Origin of the sequence: Halobellus sp. Atlit-38R (assembly GCF_003665925.1) — an archaeon.
Lineage (GTDB): Archaea > Halobacteriota > Halobacteria > Halobacteriales > Haloferacaceae > Haloquadratum > Haloquadratum inordinatus.
Genome location: NZ_QXIJ01000006.1, coordinates 34140 through 53681, shown reverse-complemented (window position 1 = coordinate 53681; position 19542 = coordinate 34140). Strand labels below are relative to the sequence as shown.

The 19542-nt window shown below is 65.8% G+C and carries 19 protein-coding genes; 10 read left to right on the top strand and 9 right to left on the bottom strand.

Features of this window, described 5'->3' with window-relative positions:
* Positions 1-46: 46 nt before the first annotated feature.
* From D3D02_RS09935 to D3D02_RS09925, 3 genes are all read right to left on the bottom strand, one after another.
* Positions 47-652, bottom strand: a complete 606-nt coding sequence (locus tag D3D02_RS09935) for a DUF2150 family protein (RefSeq protein WP_121569830.1) — start codon at positions 650-652, stop codon at positions 47-49.
* A gap of 62 nt (positions 653-714) precedes the next feature.
* Positions 715-1563, bottom strand: coding sequence for a TatD family hydrolase (locus D3D02_RS09930; RefSeq protein WP_121569829.1), 849 nt, complete (start codon positions 1561-1563; stop codon positions 715-717).
* A 164-nt stretch (positions 1564-1727) separates the two neighbouring features.
* Positions 1728-2237 carry an NYN domain-containing protein gene (locus D3D02_RS09925; protein WP_121569828.1) on the bottom strand — a complete coding sequence of 170 codons (510 nt, stop codon included), beginning with the start codon at positions 2235-2237 and terminating at the stop codon, positions 1728-1730.
* Positions 2238-2412: 175 nt separating this feature from the next.
* On the opposite strand from D3D02_RS09925, the gene D3D02_RS09920 reads away from it, so the two are divergent.
* On the top strand, positions 2413-2682 hold the full coding sequence (locus tag D3D02_RS09920; protein WP_199723059.1) for a hypothetical protein: 270 nt from the start codon (positions 2413-2415) through the stop codon (positions 2680-2682).
* Between the two features lie 50 nt (positions 2683-2732).
* Here D3D02_RS09920 and D3D02_RS20630 read toward each other — a convergent pair whose 3' ends face one another.
* On the bottom strand, positions 2733-2909 hold the full coding sequence (locus D3D02_RS20630; protein WP_158599350.1) for a hypothetical protein: 177 nt from the start codon (positions 2907-2909) through the stop codon (positions 2733-2735).
* A gap of 199 nt (positions 2910-3108) precedes the next feature.
* Here D3D02_RS20630 and D3D02_RS09915 point away from each other — a divergent pair, with 199 nt between their 5' ends.
* From D3D02_RS09915 to gcvPB, 6 genes are all read left to right on the top strand, one after another.
* Positions 3109-4452 (top strand): MFS transporter, encoded by a 1344-nt coding sequence (locus tag D3D02_RS09915; protein ID WP_121569827.1) that lies wholly within the window; start codon positions 3109-3111, stop codon positions 4450-4452.
* Positions 4453-4609: 157 nt separating this feature from the next.
* Positions 4610-6148, top strand: a complete 1539-nt coding sequence (locus D3D02_RS09910) for a globin-coupled sensor protein (RefSeq protein ID WP_121569826.1) — start codon at positions 4610-4612, stop codon at positions 6146-6148.
* A gap of 209 nt (positions 6149-6357) precedes the next feature.
* The gene (gcvT, locus tag D3D02_RS09905) at positions 6358-7452 is read left to right on the top strand and encodes a glycine cleavage system aminomethyltransferase GcvT (protein ID WP_121569825.1); all 1095 of its coding nucleotides are present in this window, start codon (positions 6358-6360) and stop codon (positions 7450-7452) included.
* Positions 7452-7832 (top strand): glycine cleavage system protein GcvH, encoded by a 381-nt coding sequence (gene gcvH, locus D3D02_RS09900; protein WP_121569824.1) that lies wholly within the window; start codon positions 7452-7454, stop codon positions 7830-7832. Before gcvT ends, gcvH begins: the two co-directional genes overlap by 1 nt.
* A 55-nt stretch (positions 7833-7887) precedes the next feature.
* Entirely contained in the window at positions 7888-9234 is a 1347-nt protein-coding gene (gcvPA, locus tag D3D02_RS09895; protein ID WP_121569823.1) for an aminomethyl-transferring glycine dehydrogenase subunit GcvPA, read from the top strand.
* Entirely contained in the window at positions 9234-10655 is a 1422-nt protein-coding gene (gene gcvPB, locus D3D02_RS09890) for an aminomethyl-transferring glycine dehydrogenase subunit GcvPB (RefSeq protein WP_121569822.1), read from the top strand. The genes gcvPA and gcvPB overlap by 1 nt, the downstream gene beginning before the upstream one ends.
* Before the next feature lie 21 nt (positions 10656-10676).
* Here the strand turns inward: gcvPB and D3D02_RS20925 are convergent, their stop codons facing one another.
* The 4 genes from D3D02_RS20925 to D3D02_RS09875 form a co-directional block, all read right to left on the bottom strand.
* Positions 10677-10844: a hypothetical protein gene (locus D3D02_RS20925; RefSeq protein WP_199723058.1), complete on the bottom strand. Its 168-nt coding sequence runs from the start codon at positions 10842-10844 to the stop codon at positions 10677-10679.
* A 101-nt stretch (positions 10845-10945) separates the two neighbouring features.
* Positions 10946-13387, bottom strand: coding sequence for a DUF2309 domain-containing protein (locus tag D3D02_RS09885; RefSeq protein WP_121569821.1), 2442 nt, complete (start codon positions 13385-13387; stop codon positions 10946-10948).
* Complete coding sequence (locus tag D3D02_RS09880) at positions 13377-14870, bottom strand: proton-conducting transporter membrane subunit (protein ID WP_121569820.1); 1494 nt, start codon at positions 14868-14870, stop codon at positions 13377-13379. Before D3D02_RS09880 ends, D3D02_RS09885 begins: the two co-directional genes overlap by 11 nt.
* Before the next feature lie 363 nt (positions 14871-15233).
* Complete coding sequence (locus D3D02_RS09875) at positions 15234-15719, bottom strand: Lrp/AsnC family transcriptional regulator (RefSeq protein WP_121569819.1); 486 nt, start codon at positions 15717-15719, stop codon at positions 15234-15236.
* A gap of 90 nt (positions 15720-15809) precedes the next feature.
* On the opposite strand from D3D02_RS09875, the gene D3D02_RS09870 reads away from it, so the two are divergent.
* A complete protein-coding gene (locus D3D02_RS09870) occupies positions 15810-16574 on the top strand; it encodes a glucose 1-dehydrogenase (RefSeq protein ID WP_121569818.1) in 765 nt (254 codons plus the stop codon).
* A 33-nt stretch (positions 16575-16607) separates the two neighbouring features.
* On the opposite strand, the gene D3D02_RS09865 is transcribed toward D3D02_RS09870, so the two are convergent.
* A complete protein-coding gene (locus D3D02_RS09865) occupies positions 16608-17075 on the bottom strand; it encodes an acyl-CoA thioesterase (protein ID WP_121569817.1) in 468 nt (155 codons plus the stop codon).
* Positions 17076-17174: 99 nt separating this feature from the next.
* On the opposite strand from D3D02_RS09865, the gene D3D02_RS09860 reads away from it, so the two are divergent.
* Together D3D02_RS09860 and D3D02_RS09855 are read left to right on the top strand one after the other, a co-directional pair.
* On the top strand, positions 17175-17744 hold the full coding sequence (locus D3D02_RS09860) for a J domain-containing protein (RefSeq protein ID WP_121569816.1): 570 nt from the start codon (positions 17175-17177) through the stop codon (positions 17742-17744).
* 145 nt (positions 17745-17889) lie between these two features.
* Complete coding sequence (locus D3D02_RS09855; RefSeq protein ID WP_121569815.1) at positions 17890-19500, top strand: GTPBP1 family GTP-binding protein; 1611 nt, start codon at positions 17890-17892, stop codon at positions 19498-19500.
* The last annotated feature ends 42 nt before the right edge of the window (positions 19501-19542 follow it).

The following is a 19542-nucleotide window of genomic DNA, read 5'->3' as shown; positions in this document are numbered from 1 at the left end:
TGTCACTCCCGGCCACCGCGAGCGCCGTCGCGACGACGTGTACCGCTCAGTCCTCGTCTTCTTCTTCTTCGACGACTTCGGGATCGCTCATCGCGCTCTGGAGGCTGTCCAGTCCGTTGACCCACTCGGAGACGAGTCCGTATTCGAGCTCTTCGACGACGGCCATATCGAGTTCGTCGCCCTCGATGATCCGCGTGCCGGCCTGCACGAGGTAGCCGAGCGCGGCGTCCATATCGTCGTCCTGCTCTGCGGCGGCGGCGGCCTCGACGTACTCCGTCAGCGGCGCTTCTTCGGCCGCGCCGGCGACGATGTACTCCTCCGCAGCGTAGAAGACGCAGACGAGACTCGTCTGTACGCCGTCGATGAGCATCACCTTGTCCTCGCGCGCGGCCTCGTCTTCGATGTCCAGTTCGGGCTCGGAGAGGACGATCGTGCGGACGCGTTCGAGTTCCTCGATCGCTTCCTCGTCTTCGAGCCGTCCGTCCTCGTACGCAGAGACGATCTTTGCGACCGCGATGGCCGCGTCGTCCTGCAGATTCAAGAGCAATCGCGCGGAGTCCTCGTTTTCGGGATCGAGATCCTCTTCCTCGACGCGCGAGAGCCAGTTTTGCCAGCGTTCTTCGGTGTAGTAAGTCTCCTCGGCCTCGGTCATATTCCACCATTTCCGCCGGGATTCAAATGCCTTTCTTGTCGAGGGTCCCGACGAGTGCTCACTTAGCGTGACAGCGTCGCACGCGTGTCGATCCCGTAGACGTCCGCAGGCGTCTCGACGTGAGCGCGCTCGACGGCCGCGTCGTACTCCGATTCGAGGAGCCATCGCACGCGACGCGGCACGGTCTTCGGACCGAGCACCATCCCTGGACGGTCGGGGTCGTCGACGAAATCCGTCTCCATCAGGAACGGCTCGCCTGATTCAGCCGCGACCTCCAGGCGATCTTTCTTGCTCATCACGCTCGGCGTCGGGCCCGCGAGCGTCCCACCGGCGTAGTGTTTCACCACCTTGTGGGCCGAGAGCCCGCGCGCTTCGGCCCACTCGGCCACCTCGGTCAGGTCGTCTGTCGCCTCCGTGTGCAACTGGACGGCGCAGTCGTGATCTGCGCCCAGCGAGAACGCGTGGCGCATTACCTCGTTCGAGGCCTCCCACACCGCGTCCGAGACGTCGTAGTGCGGCCGCCCGGACTTCAGCGCGAGCGCGTCGCCCCCGGCGACGTACTCCGCAGCGCAGCCGAGCCCCGCCTGCATCAATGCGCTCGCGTCCGCCGGCGAGAACCCGCGGTCGTCGACGAGCTTCGAGACCAGACCCGGATGGACGCCGAGCACGGGCCACGCCCGGCCCGGCAACAACTCCGTCGCTTCCTCGACCACGTCGATTGTCGTCTCGAAAACCGTGCGGAAGTCCGCCCCTGTCTCGGGTTCGACGCCGAGGAGCCAGGAGGGTTTGTTCACGACGAGCAGGTGCGTCCCGCCGAGCCGCGCGAAGTCGCGGACGGCGTCGAGGCCACGGCCGTGCGCCGGGTCGAGATGTAGGTGGTTGTCGAGCACCGGCGTGCCGAGATCTTCCATACGCGCCCCTCGGCTCGCCACTCAAAAAATTCGCCCGTTTGTCGCTGGGCGGGGAGGACGGTGTGGCGGACAGGTCGGTATGGGCGGTCAAGACGCTATGGGCGGCCAGGGCGGTGACGTGTCGCGGTCGTCGCGCGCCTCGCGAACGGCACCGCCTCCGACGCCTACGCGTCGTAGCCGACGAGGGTCGGGCTGTCGTCGTCTTCCTCTTCCTCTTCCTCTTCCTCTTCGAGTGTGACGCGCTCTGTCGCGGCGTTCCGCAGGGCGTCCGAGCGGCCGAACTCGCCGGGGGCGATCGCGAAGGTCCGACAGCCGTAGGAGTTCGCCGTCTCGATTGCGGGCTTGAAATCGGTGTCGCGGGAGGCGATAGCGATGATGTCCGCGCGGTCTTCGACGGCAAAGCGAGTCACGTCGACGGCGAGTCGGACGTCGACGTCGCCGCTCGTGACGATCACCTCGAAGCCGCGTGCTTCCGCCGCCTGGATGAGCCCCGGCGTCGCGTGCTCGTCGAGATAGAGCCGTATCGCCGTCAGTTGCCCGACGGCTGCAGCCGCCTCGCGTACGTCGTCGAGGTCGACGTCGAACTCGTCGCGGAGGACGTTCGGGCCGTCGACGAAGAGCGCGACCCGCGGTTCGTCCGCCTCGTCGGCGAACAGGCGTCCCAGGAGGTCCATAGCACCGATTTCACGGGGACCGACATAACGCCGACGATGCCGGCCGCCGCCGAACGCGGATCGCAGCGGCACCGCCCGACGACATACTATATCTAGAATATACACCTACTACACCTAATACCGTACGTTTATCAATCAGTATCAGAATATAGTGGACATAACGAGCACGATATCGATGACCGAAACAGATTCGTTCACTGTCGTATCCGCAATGAACCCACACGACGCGCTGACCGTCCGGTCCGCGACCACGCACGCGACGTACCAGTTGGTCGAATACACCGACGAGTCCACGCGCGACGCGCTCGCGCCGCTGCGGCCAGGCGAATCGGTACGGCTGTCGCTTTCGCGTGTCGGCCGGCGCGGCAACGTCTGGCGCGTCGATACCGCGTCTCACCGTGTCCACCCAGAGGCCGTACGGACCGAATCGCAGGCCGGAACGTAACCGGAACCCACGACGGGCCGGCGGTGGTACGCCGCGTCCTTCCCGCGCACTCAGAACGAGGTGTCGTCAAGCACCGTCTCGAACAGTGCCGCGACCACCAGTGCGCCGGCGACGATCACGCCCTCGACAATCCCGTATTGGAACGGGTAGACCGTGAGAGCGATCAGGACGCCGGCGCCGACGAGGCAAATCACCGCAACGAGTAGTGCGCGTGTGCGTCGCCGCATCGCTGTGAAGTCACCTCCGTACGCCGGATTACAGACGCCAAATCTGTAATATGTGTCGGCACCGCCGACACCGGATCACGTGCTCGCTGGGTGTGATCTTCCTCGCGAACGCAGTCCCGCGCTGTAACGCTACGACGTTCGATTCGGGACGTCCAGCAGGTGGATATTTCTCTCTGCCGCACGCGCGCTCAGGCACCTGATGACACAGGAGCGCGTCGGCCAGGGACGAGACGAATCGGGGGCACTGGGCACCTTCAGGCGCTTTTTCGCGCTCGAACGCGACGTACTGGTGCTGTCGCTCGCGATGTTCGCGTTCAGTCTCGGCTTCCAGATGACGAACCGCTTCCTCCCGGAGTACCTCGTCGCGCTCGGAGCCAGCGGCTTCGTCGTCGGGCTGTTCGGCACGGTCGGGAACGTCATCTCGGCAGTCTATCCGTACCCGGGCGGTGCGATCTCCGATCGGATCGGCTCCCGCTACGCGCTGACCGTGTTCGGCCTGGTGTCGACGCTGGGGTTCGCCGTCTGGCTCCTCGCGCCCGGCGTCGGTCCGGTGTCGCTCGCGGGCGTGACGATCCAACCGTGGATCTGGATCTTCGTCGGCCTGCTGCTCGCGCAGGCGTGGAAGTCGTTCGGCCTCGGGGCCACGTTCGCGGTCGTCAAGCAGGCGACCGAGCCCTCGCGGTTGGCTGCTGGGTTCGCCAGTACGGAGACGTTCCGCCGGACGGCTTTCCTCGTCGGCCCCGTCCTCGCCGCTGTCCTCATCGGTCTTCACCCGGCGTTCACGGTGAGCTTCCAGTACGTCCTCGGCGTCGCCGTCGCGTTCGGGGTCCTCGGGACGATCGCCCAGCATCTCCTCTACGACGCCAGCGAGGACACGCTCGGCGGTTCTTTCGCAGGCCTCGATCGAATCCGCCGCGACCTCCGCGAGATGCCGACGACGCTGCGGCCGCTGCTCGTCGGCGACACTCTCGTCCGGTTCGCCAACGGGATGGTCTACGTGTTCTTCGTGCTGGTGATCACGCGGATCTACCAGGTCGGCTTCGCGACGCGTATCTCGGTCGCAGGCTTCTCGTACGCGATCGACCTCTCTCCGGAGGCGTTCTTCGGCTACCTGCTCGGCGTGGAGATGCTCGTCGCACTGCTCGTGATGGCACCCGCAGCGAAGGCCGCAGAGCGCGTCGGCCTGAAGCCCGTCGTCGCGCTCGGGTTCGCAGTGTACGCGCTGTTCCCGGTCGTGCTCATCAACGCGCCGGGGACCGCGGCGGCGATGGTCCTCGTCTTCGCGTTCTCGGGGTTGCGATTCGCCGGCCTCCCCTCGCACAAGGCGCTGATCGTCGGCCCCGCACAGCAGGGGACTGGAGGGCGCGTCACTGGCACGTACTACCTGCTCCGGAATACGATCGTCATCCCTAGCGCCGCCCTCGGCGGGTACCTCTGGGAGTTCGTGAGTCCGGAAGTCGCGTTCACCATCGCCGCCGTAGTCGGCGTCATCGGCACGGGCTACTTTCTCGTCTTTGGCGAGGAGTTCGAGGCGTATGCGTAAGCAACGGTTACTTCGACCGTGGTACTCTCACGCGAACGGAATCGTTCTCCGTTCTTTCCCCCTCCACGATCCGACCGCTGATATTTAAACACGCTGTATATTCAATGCTGATAACAAGACACAGAGTTTATACTATCTTGGTATTTTCATTTGCGATATGGGAACAATCACCAAGCAAGAGCGGGGGCAGGTGGACGGACAGCGATTAACCGAGAAGATCGGTATCGACGACGGCGAGATCAACTGGCGAAAGGACTTCACGCAGTTCGACGAGGCCGACCGGCAGAACCTCGAACAGACGGCGCCGGTTCTCGACGACATCGCCGAGGACCTCGTCGACGACTTCTACGATCACATTCAAGCGTACTCGGAGTCGGTCGCGATACTCGAGTCGTCCTCGAAATCGGTCGAAGCTCTCAAGAAAAGCCAGATCGAGTACTTAAAAGGACTCGGACGGGGAGAGTACGGTCGCTCGTACTTCGATCGGCGGGCTCGGATCGGGAAGATCCACGACATGCTCGATCTCGGACCGAAGATCTACCTCGGGGCGTACGCCATCTACTACGAGGGGATACTGCAGGGAATCGCGGACGAAGTGAAATCGAGCGTACGCGCGGCGGTCGACGAGCCCACGGCTGCTGCGCGGAACGGGCACGACTCGGCGTCTGCTGTCGAGGAAGCAGTCGAAGATGCCGTCGACACCGTCGTCGACCGGACGCTCTCGGTCCTCAAGCTCATCAATCTCGACCAACAGGTCGCGATGGACACGTATCTACACTCCTACACCGAACGGATCGAGCGGGAACTCGATCGGCAGCAGTCCGTCGCTCGTGACGTCGACGCGTCCGTCGGTGCGCTGCGGGAGGCGTCTGACGAGGTCTCCGAGTGCGCTCACGAGATCCGCGAGGTCACCGTCGAACAGTCCGAGAGTATGACAGAGGTCTCGGGTGAAGTCTCGAACCTCAGCGCCACCATCGAGGAGGTGGCGTCGACCGCGAACCAGGTCGCGACGACTAGCGAGCGCGCCGAGACGCTGGCCACGGAGGGCCGCGAGTCGGCCGCGGACGCGATGGACGTAATGGACGACGTCGGCGAGGCTGCAGACGAGGTCAGCGACGACGTCGAACAGCTCAAAGCGCGCGTCGAAGAGATAGACGAGATCGTCGAGGTGATCAACGATATCGCCGATCGGACGAACATCCTCGCGCTGAACGCGTCGATCGAGGCCGCGCGGGCGGGTGAGGCCGGTGACGGATTCGCGGTCGTCGCCGACGAGGTGAAATCGCTGGCCGAGGAGTCACAGACGCAGGCCGGTCAGATCGAAACGATGATCGAGGAGATCCAGGCTGACACTCAAGAGACGGTCGCCAGCCTCGATACGACGACCGACCGGATCGACACCGGCGTCGACAGCGTCGGCGCCGCGATGGCGAAACTGGACAACATCGCCGAGGCGGTCTCCGAGACGTCGAGCGGCATTTCCGAGGTCGCAGACGCGACCGACGATCAGGCAGCGAGCACCGAGGAACTCGCAGCGACGATCGACGAAGCGAGTCACCGCGCCGAACGTATGGAGACCAAGATCCAGGACGTCGCGGATGCGGTCGACCAACAGGGAGAGAGTATCGACGCGATTTCTGAAACCGTGCGCGAGCTCACGAATGACGGCCAGCAGCGGAATTCGGTCGGTTTGTGACGAGCGAAACTCCCCGCGTCCGCCTCGACGCAGCCTCACAGCCGCACATCTCTCCTCGCCTGGTGCCGACCTGTCGCAACGCCTCGGCGGGCCGTGGCTATGCGCTTAGCGGAGAATCCCCCATTTCATATCGCGTCATAGCATTTATCGAGGCGGTAGCGGCCACAGAGCATACCAAAACATTTCTTGTACCAAACCAAGCCATCAGTATGGCCCATCGGAAGCCACCGCTGTACGACGTGTACGCCGCGGACGCGACGTTCACGGAGTTCGGCGGATGGGATATGCCGGTCGAGTTCGACTCGATTCGGGCGGAACACGCCGCCGTCCGCGAATCGGTCGGGATCTTCGACGTTTCGCATATGGGCGAAATCGTCGTCACCGGCTCGGATGCAACGGCGCTGATGCAACGGCTCACCTCCAACGACGTGAGCGCGCTCGCGCCCGGGGACTCCCAGTACGCGATGCTCACCGACGAATCGGGGACGATCGTCGACGATACGATCGTCTATCAACTGCCCGACGAGGAGACGACGCGCTACTTGTTCGTCCCGAATGCGGGCCACGACGAGGAGGCGTATCGGCGATGGGTCGACCACCGGGACGAGTGGGGCCTCGACGCGGAGGTCCGAAACGAGACCGACGCGTGGGCGATGCTCGCCGTCCAGGGACCCGACGCCCCGGACGTCGTCGACGCCGCGACCGACGTCGACGTGACGCCGCTCTCGTGGGGCGAGGCCACCTACGCTGACATCGGCGGGGTCCGCTCGTGGGTGTCGCGGACGGGCTACACCGGCGAGGACGGGTTCGAGATACTGTGTCCGAGCGACGACGCCGAGGCCGTCTGGTCGGTGTTCGAAGGCGACGTCACACCCTGCGGCCTGGGCTGTCGCGACACCCTTCGTACCGAGATGGGCTTTCTCCTCTCGGGGCAGGACTTCGATCCCGTCGAGGAGCCACGCAACCCCTACGAGGCCGGCGTCGGCTGGACTGTCGACCTCGACACCGACTTCGTCGGCCGCGACGCGCTCGCTGAGATCGAACGCGAGGGCGTCACCGAGACGTTCGTCGGGCTGATCCTCCGCGAGCGCGGGATCGCCCGCCACGGCCACGAGATCGTCGCCGACGGCGAAGTCGTCGGGCACGTGACCAGCGGGACGATGAGTCCCACGCTGGGAGAGGCGATCGCGCTGGGCTACCTCCCGACAGATCTCGCAGACCCCGGCACCGAACTCAGTGTCGTCGTTCGCGACCAGGAGAAACGCGCGGAAGTCGTATCCACACCATTCATCGAGGACAACTAATGTTCGAAACACCCGAAGACCGCAAGTACCAGGAATCGCACGAGTACGCAACCACCGACGACGAGACCGTCACGATCGGCATCACCGACTTCGCACAGGACGAACTGGGCGACGTCGTCTTCGTCGAACTGCCCGAGGTCGGCGACGACATCGCTCAGGGCGAGGAGTTCGGCGTGGTCGAGTCGATCAAAGCCGTCTCGGACCTCTATGCCCCGATTTCGGGCACCGTCACCGAGGTCAACGAGGAACTGTTCGACCGCCCGGAACTGGTGAACGAAGACCCCTACGGCGAGGGGTGGATGCTCAAAGTCGACCGCGCGGACGACGCGGACTTCGACGCGTTGCTCTCGGCCGACGAGTACCGCGAGCAGACCGAGTGAGGGCGACAGTGAACGTGACTGCGATCGCGGTTGCTGTCCACAACGGAGAACACCGATGAGCAATCACAACCGACACGAACGCGCCCAGGGAAGTCCCTACGCACCGCACACACCCGAAGACACGGACGCGATGCTGGACGCGATCGGCCTCGAAAGCGAGGCCGAGTTGTTCGACGTCCCGGCGGAGGTCCGCTTCGAGGACGAGCTGGGGATCGACTCGCGGAGCGAGCGCGAACTCCGCGCGGAACTGTCGTCGACGCTCGCGAAGAACGCCGATCTGACGGAGTTCCTCGGCCGCGACCACCACACCCACTACGTGCCGTCGCTGATCGACGAACTCTCCGAGCGCTCGGAGTTTCTGACGTCGTACACGCAGTATCAACCCGAGATCACGCAGGGATTCCTCCAGGCGCTCTTCGAGTACCAGTCGCTCGTCGTCGAACTGACCGGGCTGCCGATCGCGAACTGTTCGATGTACGACGCCGCGACGGCGCTCGGTGAGGCCGCACGGCTCGCCGGGCGCGTCCGACAGGCGTCGGGGACGCGCGTGCTCGTCCCGGAGATACTCCACGAGAACAAGCGCGCCGTCCTCGAAAACTACGTCGGCGGCACCGACCTCACGGTCCACACGTATCCGATGGCTGACGGTACCGTGGACGTCGAGGCGCTCGCGGAGGCGGCCGACGAGGAGACGGCGATGATCTACGCGGAGAACCCGACCGTCCACGGAACGATCGAGCCCCGACTCGCGGAGGTAGGCGACGTCGCAGACGACGTCGAGGCGCTGTTCTGTCTCGGCTCGGACGTCGTCGCGCTCGGCCTGCTCACCGAACCGGCGAGCGTCGGTGCCGACGTCGTCGTCGGCGAGGCCGACGCGTTGGGGCTGCCGACGGCCTACGGGATGGGTCTCGGTCTGTTCGCTACGCGCGAGGCGTTCCTCCGACAGGTGCCCGGCCGACTCGTCGGCGCGGGCGAGGACGCCGCAGGCAAGCGCGCGTACACGCTGACGCTGCAGACGCGCGAACAGCACATCCGCAAGGAGCGCGCGACCTCGAACATCTGTACGAATCAGGCGTGGGTGGCGCTGCGGACGGCGATGCACCTCGCGTGGCTGGGTCCCGACGGACTCGTCGACCTCGCGAGCCAGTGCGTCCGCGAGGCGCAGTCGCTCGCCGAGCGACTGAGCGAACTTCGAGGGGTCAAAGCCCCCGTCCACGACCGGCATCACTTCAGGGAGTTCCTCGTGCGGACCGATCAGCCTGCGTCCGCCATCGCGAACGACCTCGAAGCGAGCGGGTTCGCGGTCCACGTCGTCGACGACCACCGACTGCAGGTGTGCGTCACGGACGTGAACGCCGCAGCGACGGACGCCCTCGTGGCGGCGTTCGAGGAGGCGCTATAATGAATCACGATCAGGCACGCTACGGCGACGACGAACGGTACGAACCGCTGCTCTCCGAGAAGGACACGACGAGCGTCGACGTCGACGAACAGTCGCCGCTGCCCGACGACCTGACGCGCGACAGCCTCGAACTGCCGGGGCTCTCAGAACCAGAGATCGCTCGGCACTACACGCGGCTCTCGCAGATGAACTGGAGCGTCGAGAGCGGTCCGTACCCTCTCGGGTCGTGCACGATGAAGTACAATCCGTCGTTCACCGAGGACGTCGCAGCCGACCCCAACGGCGCTGTTCACCCCGACCGATCCGAAGCGAGCCTGCAGGGGACGCTCGAAGTCCTCCACGGCCTGCAGGACTACTTAGCACGCATCGGCGGGATGGACGCGGTGACGCTGCAGCCCCCCGCGGGCGCGGCCGGGGAGTTCACCGGCATCCTCGTCGCGAAGGCGTACCACGAGTCCCGCGACGACGACCGTTCCGAAGTGATTGTCCCGGCGTCGGCTCACGGCACCAACTTCGCGAGCGCCGCGATGGCGGGCTACGACGTCGTCGAACTGCCCTCGGGCGAGGACGGCCGCGTCGACCTCGACGCACTGGAGGCGGCCGTCTCCGAGGACACGGCGGCGCTGATGCTCACGAACCCCAACACGGTCGGCCTGTTCGAGCGCGACATCGTCGAGATCGCCGACATCGTCCACGACGCGGGCGGGCTGCTCTACTACGACGGCGCGAACCTCAACGCGCTGCTCGGCCGCGCCCGACCGGGTGATATGGGCTTCGACGTGATGCACTACAACGTGCACAAGACGTTCGCGACGCCGCACGGTGGCGGCGGCCCCGGCGCCGGTCCGGTCGGCGTCGTCGACGACCTCGTGGAGTTCCTCCCGAGCCCCCGCGTCTGCGAGACAGAGAGCGGGTACGAACTCTGCGAACCCGACCAGACCATCGGCAAGGTCCACGGCTATCAGGGCAACTGGCTCGTGCTCGTGAAGGCCTACGCGTACATCGCGCGCCTCGGCGACGAGGGACTCGAAGACGCCTCCGCGAAGGCGGTGCTGAACGCGAACTACCTCGCCGAACAGATCGACTACGAGATCCCCTACGGGCCGTTCCATCACGAGTTCGCCGCGACCGCGGGCGATCGGGACGCCGCCGACGTGGCAAAGCGGATGCTCGATTACGGCGTCCATCCGCCGACGACGAAGTGGCCCGAGTTCGTCCCCGAAGCGATGCTCACCGAGCCGACCGAGGCCGAGAGCCGCGCCTCGCTCGACGACCTCGCGGCCGCGTTCAACGCCGCGATGGCTGACTCGATCGAGGACGTCGAGAGTGCGCCCTCGAAGACGACGGCGCGGCGGATCGACCAGGCCGCCGCCGCGCGAAACCCGCGGCTCTCGTGGCAGGCACTCGGCGACGAAGAATAGAACTCGCAGTCGACGAGCCGACTACGCGTTCGCTTTTGCGGTACTGATGCCGTTGATCTCGATGAAGCCGTAGCCACACTCGCCGCAGCGCCACTTCGTCTTCGTTCCGAGGTGCAGTTCCATCGACGCCGTCTTCCAGAACTCCGTGTTGCCACACTCGGGGCAGTCGTACTCGCGTTCGAGACTCATACCCGCGATTTTGGCGTGGTCGGTGTTGAAGATACTGATTCGGTCGATGTCGTGGGAGAAAATAAACCGATAGCCGCGATACGATTTGGCGCTGAGGCCGCTCAGTCGTCGGCGACTGTGGACGTCGCCGTCGGCTTCGGGGCTTCTGTCCGGGGCTGTTCCGTGAGCGGCGTCCAGTTGAGATCGCCCGTGTAGTGGAGCGCGCGGTGGTCCTGCGTGGGATCGACGACCGTCAGCGAGAGCCAGTCGTTGTCCAGCAGACCGGCCAGGTTTTCGTGTTCGGCGACGACGGCGGTCACGCGTTCGACGGGCGCGTGGATGACCGTCGAGAGACGGAGCGGCTGGTGGTACGGCTCGTCGTCCGCGCTCGTCAGTGACTGCAGGGGGAGACCGGTCATCAGATCGCCGCCGTTGCCCTGGTAGACGCCGATGTTTCCGACGGGGTTGTGCGTCACCTTCGAGCCGCTGCCGTAGACCGCGTTGTCGACCGTCGCGAAGTAGTACTGCGCGTTGATCCACTGAGTGACGACCATCGGGCCGGTCAGGATGGCTTCGAGGGCGTCGCCGTCGTCGTCGGTCCGCCAGTCGTAGGAGTGGAGGAACGAACGGCCGTCCAGGTCGAGGTCGTCGGTGAGTGCTCTGGGGCCGATGACGAATCCCGCGTTGCCGGCCAGTCCCCACTCCGGGCGCGTCTCCGCCCAGTCGGCCGCGCGGCGCTCGGTCTCGCGGACCCCTGTCTCGGTCTCGGCGCCCATATCGCTGGCCCGTTCGGCAGCCGCACCGGCGCGCGCGGTCGCGAGGTCGGCACGGAGCTGTTCGACGTCGTCTTCGTGCGTCTCTGGGACGCTCCCGTCGTACAGTTCCACCTCGTCGGTCGTCGTGTTGTGCTCGCCCGCGACGAAGACGGTGTCTTCGGGCACGTCGATCCCGCGCTCGCGGAGTTTCTCTCTGACCGCCTCGTCGTTACAGATGGTCGCGAGGACGCGCGCGTTCGGCCCGCCGGGGTTGCCGGCGCAGGCCCCACAGTCGAGACTCGAACCGAACGGATTGTTCGTCGTGTGGCTGGCGTGACCCGCGAAGACGACGACGCGGGCGAACTGCTCCCAGCCCATCAACTCGAACGCCGCCGCGGCGTACTCGACTTTCTCCTCGAGGGTGAGCCCCTGCGGCAGTTCGTCGTCGGCACCCGGTTGGTGATCCACCGACGGTTCACAGACCTCGTGGTCGCCCGGGAGACGTTCGTCGGTGGCGTCGACGAGGTCGTAGACGCGTGCCGGGAGGAGCGTCCGGGTGGCCAGCGCCAGTCCGTAGCCCGCTCCCGTGCTCTCGACGAAACTGAACGCCGTCGCGGCGTTCGATTTCACGCTCTTCATCGCCTTCTCTGCGGTCGTGAGTGCGGTGTTCCAGCGGTCGTACGTGCGGTGATGATTCTCGCCGCAGTCCGCCGCTGGACGATCGTCGATGTGATGCTCCGCGTCGACGATCGGCGGGCAGGCGTCGACGGTCACGTCAGAGTCGTACCCCGAATACCGCATCGGAATCCCGAAGAAGCCGGCGTAGCCGTGAGTCTCGTAGTCGCCGATCGCCTCGATGTGCCGGCGGATGATCTCCGAGCGCGTGTCGATGCAGAAGACGAACTGGGCGTCCAGGCGGTCCGACCCTGAGTCCGCCGCGACCGACGCGCTTGCGTCGGTGAGCGAGTCGACCAGCTCCGCGCGGTAGGTCGACTCCCACGCACTCAGCCAGACCTCGGAGAGCGGGACGGTGCCGTCGTCTGTGTTTGCACTCCCGTCGACGTCGTCCGGGGCTTCCTCGGGGGCGAGCGGCGCACCGAACAGGTCTGCGAGCGTCAGACGCACGGCCAAGTATCCCGACAGCGTGATCGGGTACGTCGCCTGCCAGGCGTCGTTGTCGGCCGCGCGCTGCTTGATGAACCCCGTCCAGCCGGGGAGCGCGGTCAACTGGAACTCGAAGATGTCCTGCCACTCGCCGACCGGATACTCAGAGAGCCGGGTCCGAATCGCGTCGACCGGCTGTTCGGGGAGATCGGCGATGGTCTCGTTTCCGGGGACGTCGCCGTCGTGTGGCGCCACTGTCCGGAACGCGTCGTAGAATCCCTGTTCGCGGTTCGGCATCGGCCACTCGGCGCGCCCCTGATCGAGGAACGCGGACAGCCACTTCGTCAGGACCGCATCGACCTGCTCTGCGGCCGGCGACCGCGCGGCACTTGAGTCGCTCACGTCCCCGGCTTCGATGCGGTCGAGCGTCGCCTCGGGATCGGCGTCATAGCCGTTAGCACTCAGTTGGTCCCGCAGGATCTCGGGGTCGATCTGACCGTCTTCCCACGCGCGGCGGAACGTCTCGGCGCTCGGGTATCCGTCGCCGCCGAGCAGTTCCTCGGCGTCAGCGACGGCCTCGTGAAACGGCCGGTCCTCGAACCCGGCGAGCGGGTTCGCGGTCACGAACGAGTGGAGTGGCCAGACCGCGCCGACCGATTCGGCCGCTGCGTCGATGCTCTCTTCGATGGCGGATTCAGTACTCATTGTAGTCCTCCGTTGTCGTCAACAGGGTGTCTGTGGGCGGCTGCGTCGCGTTCAACAGCGCGACGTACAGGCGCTGGCTGCGGCGGTAGACGCCGGTCTCGATCGCGAGGTAGACGGCGAGGAACGCGGCGCCGACGAGTCCGTAGGCGAGCGTCAGTTCCGCTGGCTGTCCGATCGCGGGGAGACCGGAGAGCAAGCCCTCGATCACGCCGTAGACCGTGGCGTAGATGGCGATCGCGGGCAACGCGACCAGCGGAACGGCGCCGTAGCGTACCAGGGTCGGAAGCGAGGTCTGCGTGACCACGTCGCGGGTGGCGTGCATCACCGTCAGGACGACGAGTCCCACGAGCAGGACGCCGCTGTCCAGTTGCGTGCCCTTTCCAGTGAGTCCGGCGAACACCGCGCCGCCCGCGAGCGCGGTGAGCACGATCACGGCGACGCCGACGAGACCGACCGATCCCGACTGCTTTACCTTCGTCTTCGTCGGGCTCTCGTGTGCGACCTCACCGCCCGACGAGAGGAACTGGTACGCCTTGTAGAACCCGTGGAGGATGAGGTGGGTGATGGCGGCCCCGAAGAACCCCAGGCCGGCCTGCATAATCATAAAGCCCATCTGTCCGACCGTCGAGCAGCCGAGTTTGCCCTTGACGTCCGTTTGCACCGTTCTGAGAAGCTTTCCCAGAAGGGCGCTCGCCGCGCCGACGAGGACGATCGCGAGCATCACTCCCGCGTCGGCCGTCACCACCGGCGCGAAGCGAACGAGGAGCACGCCGCCGGCGTTGACGAAGCCGGCGTGCATCAGTGGCGAGGCGGGCGTCGGTCCCGTCATCGACGCGAGCAGCCACGTGTGAAACGGGACAAGCGCGGACTGGACCATCGCCGCCAATATGAGTGCACCGGCGGCGAGCAGCACGACCGTAGACGACGCGCCGGCGACGCTCGATGCGAGCCCGGAGACCGTCGTCGCGCCCGTGTCCCACCACAGCGCCGCGAGCGCGATCGTGAGCAAGGCGCTGCTCGCGAGGAAGTACCGGCGCGCGAGCGAGGCTGCGGCCTGGGCCTGGGGCCAGCCCTCGACGTGTCCGATCAGGTCGGCCATCAGGAGCCCCATCGCGAGCCACGCGAGCCCGAACAGCGCGAGGTGGTCGGCTGCGACCAGCAGCATCACCGCCAGCGTGAAGGCGAACACGCGCCCGAAGAACCGGTCGATCGTCCGACTCCCGGCCAGATAGCGCCGCGAGTAACTGTGGACGATCCCGCTGAAGAACGTCACCGTCACCCACATCACGGCCGTCAAGCCGTCGACAGCCACGAGACCCGCGATCTCCCAGCCTCCACCGCCTCGGAACCGGACGGCGAGTACACCCAGGCTCACAATCCACAGGACCCACACGAGCCGCGTCAACGTCGCCGGCACGCGTGAATCGCCGTTCGTCGGCGTCGAAAGCTGTCCCACGGTCGTCGACTGCTCTTGTCCGGTCATCGTTTGGGGTGTCTGTGACCGACCACTGCGACGACGGCGTGCGCCCCGCACACCGATCACAGCATTCGGTCGTTCTACCCAACTGTACGAACAGATCGGTTGTTAAATCTATCTATTCTCCCAGTCTGTTCGGAAAAATAAAATTATAGAACGTGATGGTATCGTGTAGCACACAGGCTCGGCTAGCGCGTGGCTCGCGGTACGCATCAGTAGCTAGTCGAAAGAGCGAGAGCCACCAGGGCGTCTAGATCCCGCCAGGCAGCCCTTGAACCCTCGGAAACGCCGAATAGTGTCCTCGTCGCGAACGGATCAGTCCCTCGTAGAGCAGCATCCTACGCTTCTGTTCGGCTATCAGATGCCCTGCTAGTGACCGTTTTCTGCGTGCGTCTCGGGGTCGAACTTTCCGAACGGCGTGGTCTGGTGACTCCGCACGAGGACTTCGTCGGCGACCGTCAGTCCCATATCCAGTAGTTGCTGTGCGACGGGCGTGATGTCGCTGTCGGACTCTCCGACGACCGTCACGAGGAGGTTCTGCTCGCCGGTGACCAACTCCTGGACCGATACGACCCCATCGATCTCCAGTATCTCGTCGATGAGTTCGCCGCGTTCGGCGATCGATGCGGTGCAGAACAGCAACATCCGAAGCGGGTAGCCCGACCGCTGGTAGTCCACTTCGGCGCTGTAGCCTTTGACGATCTCGTCGGTCTCGAGACGCTGGATGCGCTTGCGGACCGTGCTATCGGAGGTACCGGTTCGCTCTGCGATGTCGCCGGACGACATATTTCGGGCGTCTTCCTGTAGCGCATACAGGATCGCTTTGTCCACGTCGTCGATATCCTGATTGCCCATATCGGTACATCGGCGGCAAAGGCACTTTACCTTTGTATGATGGTGCCCCTCCGTCGCTACGCTTTTGATCGATTACTGTGACGTTTCGCTATGGGTTCGTTTACCGACGCGGTTGCGGTCGTCACCGGCGGCGGATCGGGAATCGGACGGACGACTGCGATCGAGTTCGCCGACCGCGGTGCGCGTGTCGTCGTCGCCGACGTCGACGTCGAGGGCGGCGAGGAGACGGTCACACAGATCGAAGATGCCGGCGGCGAGGCGTGCTTCGTCGAGACCGACGTCACGGACACGGGCGCGACCGAAGCGATGGTCGACGTCGCGGTCGACACCTACGGCCGACTCGATTACGCCTTCAACAACGCTGGGATCAGCGGCCCGAGTGCCGCCGTCACCGACCACGACCCCGAAGAGTGGCAGGGCGTCATCGACGTCAATCTCGTGGGCGTGTTCAACTGTATGAAATACGAGATCGCACAGATGCAAGAACAGGAGACCGGTGGCGTAGTCGTGAACAACGCCTCGATTCTGGGACACGTCGGGTTCAAGAACTCCTCGGGCTACGCCGCCGCGAAGCACGGCCTGCTCGGCCTGACGAAGACGGCCGCACTGGAGAACGGCGAGACGGGCGTCCGCGTCAACGCGGTCTGCCCCGGATTCATCGAGACGCCGCTCCTGGAAGAGGCGGGCCTCACATCCGACCCAGATATGCGAGAGCAGATCGAACAGCTCCACCCGATGAATCGACTCGGAACGCCGCAGGAGGTCGCGGACGCCGTGTGCTGGCTCTGCGAGGACGAGGCGTCGTTCGTCACCGGCGAGGCACTCGGCGTCGACGGCGGCTATTTGGCACGGTAGCGTCGCGCCGTCCGCGTTGCAGAAGCCACCGACTCAGTCGCTCCACTGCTCTTCGATCGGCTGGGGCGTCTCCTCGCCGAGCGCGACGGCTTTGAGCGTCTCTCCCCGTTCGGTGGTGACTTCGAGGTCCGGGACGGAGACGGGATTGCCGTCCTCGTCGATGGCGACGTAGACGAAGTGCGACTCCGTCGTGAGTTTGCACTCACCCGACAGCGGGTCTTCACTGAAGACGCGTAAGTGAATGTTCACGCTCGTCGACCCCGCCTCGTAAGCGTACGCCTCGATGAGCGCGGCGTTCCCGCGCGGAATCGGCTCGTGGAAGTCGACGCTCTCCATATGGGCTGTGACGCAGGTCTGCCCGGCGAACCGCATCGCCGACATCGCGCCGACCTCGTCCATCCACTTGACGACGTTGCCGCCGTGTGCGATCTCGTGGTTGTTCGTGTTGCTCGGCTGGACGAGGACGCGATTCTCGATGTAGGTTTCTTCGAGTGAAATCATAATCTGCTGTTTCCCGACAGCCGTAATTGATCTGTCGTCTCGGCGAAATCGTCACGGGGTGCCGGGACGCTTACGGTTCTCCGAGCCCTGCGTTCACGCGTGGACAGGGACGGACTCGTCATCGGCATTGCGGCAGTGTTCGCGGGGACGACGGTTCTCTTGACCGTCCTCGCGTTCGTCTATCAGCCGTTTCTGCTGCTCCTGGCAGTTCCGTTCGGGATCGCGACGTACCTCCTGTGGTACCACGCGAGCGGTCGTCTCCGCGACCGGCTCCGCCGTACCGTCGAAGCCGGACCCGGATCCGGCCCCGGACGACGAGGGCCGAACGCGGCGTCCCGGGGCCCGCGTGACTTTCAGGGCTTCGGCCCGGGGAGACGCGCGGCGGGGGCCGAGAACGGACGCCGTACAGGCCGGGGGCGGCGAGCGACCGGACGCGGCCAGCGCGCGGCTGACGGCCGTGGTCGCCGAACTGCGGGCCCCCGGCGGGACCCGAACGAGCCGACGCTCGCCGAAGCCTACCGCACACTGGGTCTCGACCCCGACGCGGACGAAGCAGACATCCGAGCCGCCTACCGCGAGCGGGTGAAAGCCGTCCATCCCGACACCGACTCCGGCGACGAAGAGCAGTTCAAGCGCGTGAACCGCGCGTACGAACGCCTCACGGAGTGAATGGGGCGTCTGCGTCACTCCCGCTCTTGGTCGATAAGTCACAGGGCACGCGTCTAGACCGCTACACGCCGTTCGGTACCGCTACTGTGACACGAGAACTCACACCACGAAAAGGGTTTTAGCGGATCGTTCCCTATCCGCGGCTATGAGCGCTGATCGGGCCGTACTGGAGTCGGCCCTCGAGCGCGGCGAGGAGGAGGGCGGAAGCGTCGAGTTCAAAGAGCGACTCTCACGGGAGTTGCATCTCGCCGACGGCCGACTGGAGAGCCTCGCGGCACAACTGCGCCACCGGGTACTCTCCGGCGACGGCACGGCGACGTACGTCGTCGGCGTCACCGACGACGGCGGCATCGCCGGCATTCCGCCCGAAGCCTTCTCCGAATCGATGGACGTCCTCTCGATCCTCGCCGAGGAGGCGGACGCCCACATCGAAGACGTCGAGACGTGGGGCGTCGGCGACGACGGCGAGCGCGGCCTCGTCGGCGTCGCGACCGTCCAGGAAGGGGCGATGCTCGACGTCGACGACGACCACATCGTCGTCGGGACCGCGGGTCACGTCGACCACGGCAAGTCGACGCTCGTGGGGTCGCTGGTCACCGGGACCGCCGACGACGGCCAGGGCCAGACGCGCGGCTTCCTCGACGTCCAGCCGCACGAAGTCGAGCGCGGGCTCTCGGCGGACCTCTCGTACGCCGTCTACGGCTTCACCGACGACGGCGCGGTCCATATGGACAACCCCCACCGTAAATCCGACCGCGCACGCGTGGTGGAGGAGGCCGACCGGCTCGTCTCGTTCGTCGATACCGTGGGCCACGAGCCCTGGCTCCGGACGACGATCCGCGGGCTCGTCGGCCAGCGCCTCGATTACGGACTCGTCGTCGTCGCCGCCGACGACGGCCCGACGAAGACGACGCGCGAGCACCTCGGCATCCTGCTCGCGATGGAACTCCCCACCGTCGTCGCGATCACCAAAGCCGACGCCGTGACCGACGACCGTTTCGAGGCGGTCGAACGCGAGGTCGAACGGATGCTCCGGGACGTCGGACGGACGCCGCTCCGGGTCGACCGACACGGCGTCGAAGCCGCCGTGGATGAACTGAGCGACTCGGTCGTCCCGATCCTGCGAACGAGCGCGGTGACGATGGACGGCCTCGACGACCTCGACGCGATGTTCGAGCGCCTCCCGAAGACGGCGACCGACACCCGCGAGGACTTCCGGATGTACGTCGACCGGACGTACTCCGTGACCGGCGTCGGCGCGGTCGCCTCCGGGACGGTCAACTCGGGCTCCGTCGAGGTGGGCGACGAACTGCTGCTGGGGCCGATTCCGGACGGCTCCTTCCGCGAGGTCGAGGTCCGCTCGATCGAGATGCACCACCACCGCGTCGATCGGGCGAAGGCGGGACGCATCGTCGGTATCGCGCTCAAAGGCGTCCGCGAGGAGGAGATGGAGCGCGGAATGGCGCTGCTGCCGGGCGACGCCGACCCGCCGTCGGTCCGCTCCTTCGAGGCGGAGGTTATGGTGCTGAATCACCCCACTCGCATCCGCGAGGGCTACGAGCCAGTCGTCCACCTAGAGACGGTGAGCGAGGCGGTCGTCTTCCACCCCGAGGGCGGCCAACTCCTTCCGGGCGATACGGGAACGGCGACGGTCGAGTTCAAATTCCGCCCCTACCTGGTCGAGGAAGGCCAGCGGTTCGTGTTCCGCGAGGGACAGTCGAAAGGCGTCGGGACCGTCGTCGACGTCGGTGAGTAGCCCAGACGCTTTCAAGATCCAGTTTTTCTGCCGTTTCGGTCA

What these genes read in the sequence shown, in the direction of transcription:
- D3D02_RS09935 (WP_121569830.1), bottom strand. Translation starts at nt 652, where the DNA reads ATGACCGAGGCCGAGGAGACTTACTACACCGAAGAACGCTGGCAAAAC.
- D3D02_RS09930 (WP_121569829.1), bottom strand. Translation starts at nt 1,563, where the DNA reads ATGGAAGATCTCGGCACGCCGGTGCTCGACAACCACCTACATCTCGAC.
- D3D02_RS09925 (WP_121569828.1), bottom strand. Translation starts at nt 2,237, where the DNA reads ATGGACCTCCTGGGACGCCTGTTCGCCGACGAGGCGGACGAACCGCGG.
- D3D02_RS09920 (WP_199723059.1), top strand. Translation starts at nt 2,413, where the DNA reads ATGACCGAAACAGATTCGTTCACTGTCGTATCCGCAATGAACCCACAC.
- D3D02_RS20630 (WP_158599350.1), bottom strand. Translation starts at nt 2,909, where the DNA reads ATGCGGCGACGCACACGCGCACTACTCGTTGCGGTGATTTGCCTCGTC.
- D3D02_RS09915 (WP_121569827.1), top strand. Translation starts at nt 3,109, where the DNA reads ATGACACAGGAGCGCGTCGGCCAGGGACGAGACGAATCGGGGGCACTG.
- D3D02_RS09910 (WP_121569826.1), top strand. Translation starts at nt 4,610, where the DNA reads ATGGGAACAATCACCAAGCAAGAGCGGGGGCAGGTGGACGGACAGCGA.
- gcvT (WP_121569825.1), top strand. Translation starts at nt 6,358, where the DNA reads ATGGCCCATCGGAAGCCACCGCTGTACGACGTGTACGCCGCGGACGCG.
- gcvH (WP_121569824.1), top strand. Translation starts at nt 7,452, where the DNA reads ATGTTCGAAACACCCGAAGACCGCAAGTACCAGGAATCGCACGAGTAC.
- gcvPA (WP_121569823.1), top strand. Translation starts at nt 7,888, where the DNA reads ATGAGCAATCACAACCGACACGAACGCGCCCAGGGAAGTCCCTACGCA.
- gcvPB (WP_121569822.1), top strand. Translation starts at nt 9,234, where the DNA reads ATGAATCACGATCAGGCACGCTACGGCGACGACGAACGGTACGAACCG.
- D3D02_RS20925 (WP_199723058.1), bottom strand. Translation starts at nt 10,844, where the DNA reads ATGAGTCTCGAACGCGAGTACGACTGCCCCGAGTGTGGCAACACGGAG.
- D3D02_RS09885 (WP_121569821.1), bottom strand. Translation starts at nt 13,387, where the DNA reads ATGAGTACTGAATCCGCCATCGAAGAGAGCATCGACGCAGCGGCCGAA.
- D3D02_RS09880 (WP_121569820.1), bottom strand. Translation starts at nt 14,870, where the DNA reads ATGACCGGACAAGAGCAGTCGACGACCGTGGGACAGCTTTCGACGCCG.
- D3D02_RS09875 (WP_121569819.1), bottom strand. Translation starts at nt 15,719, where the DNA reads ATGGGCAATCAGGATATCGACGACGTGGACAAAGCGATCCTGTATGCG.
- D3D02_RS09870 (WP_121569818.1), top strand. Translation starts at nt 15,810, where the DNA reads ATGGGTTCGTTTACCGACGCGGTTGCGGTCGTCACCGGCGGCGGATCG.
- D3D02_RS09865 (WP_121569817.1), bottom strand. Translation starts at nt 17,075, where the DNA reads ATGATTTCACTCGAAGAAACCTACATCGAGAATCGCGTCCTCGTCCAG.
- D3D02_RS09855 (WP_121569815.1), top strand. Translation starts at nt 17,890, where the DNA reads ATGAGCGCTGATCGGGCCGTACTGGAGTCGGCCCTCGAGCGCGGCGAG.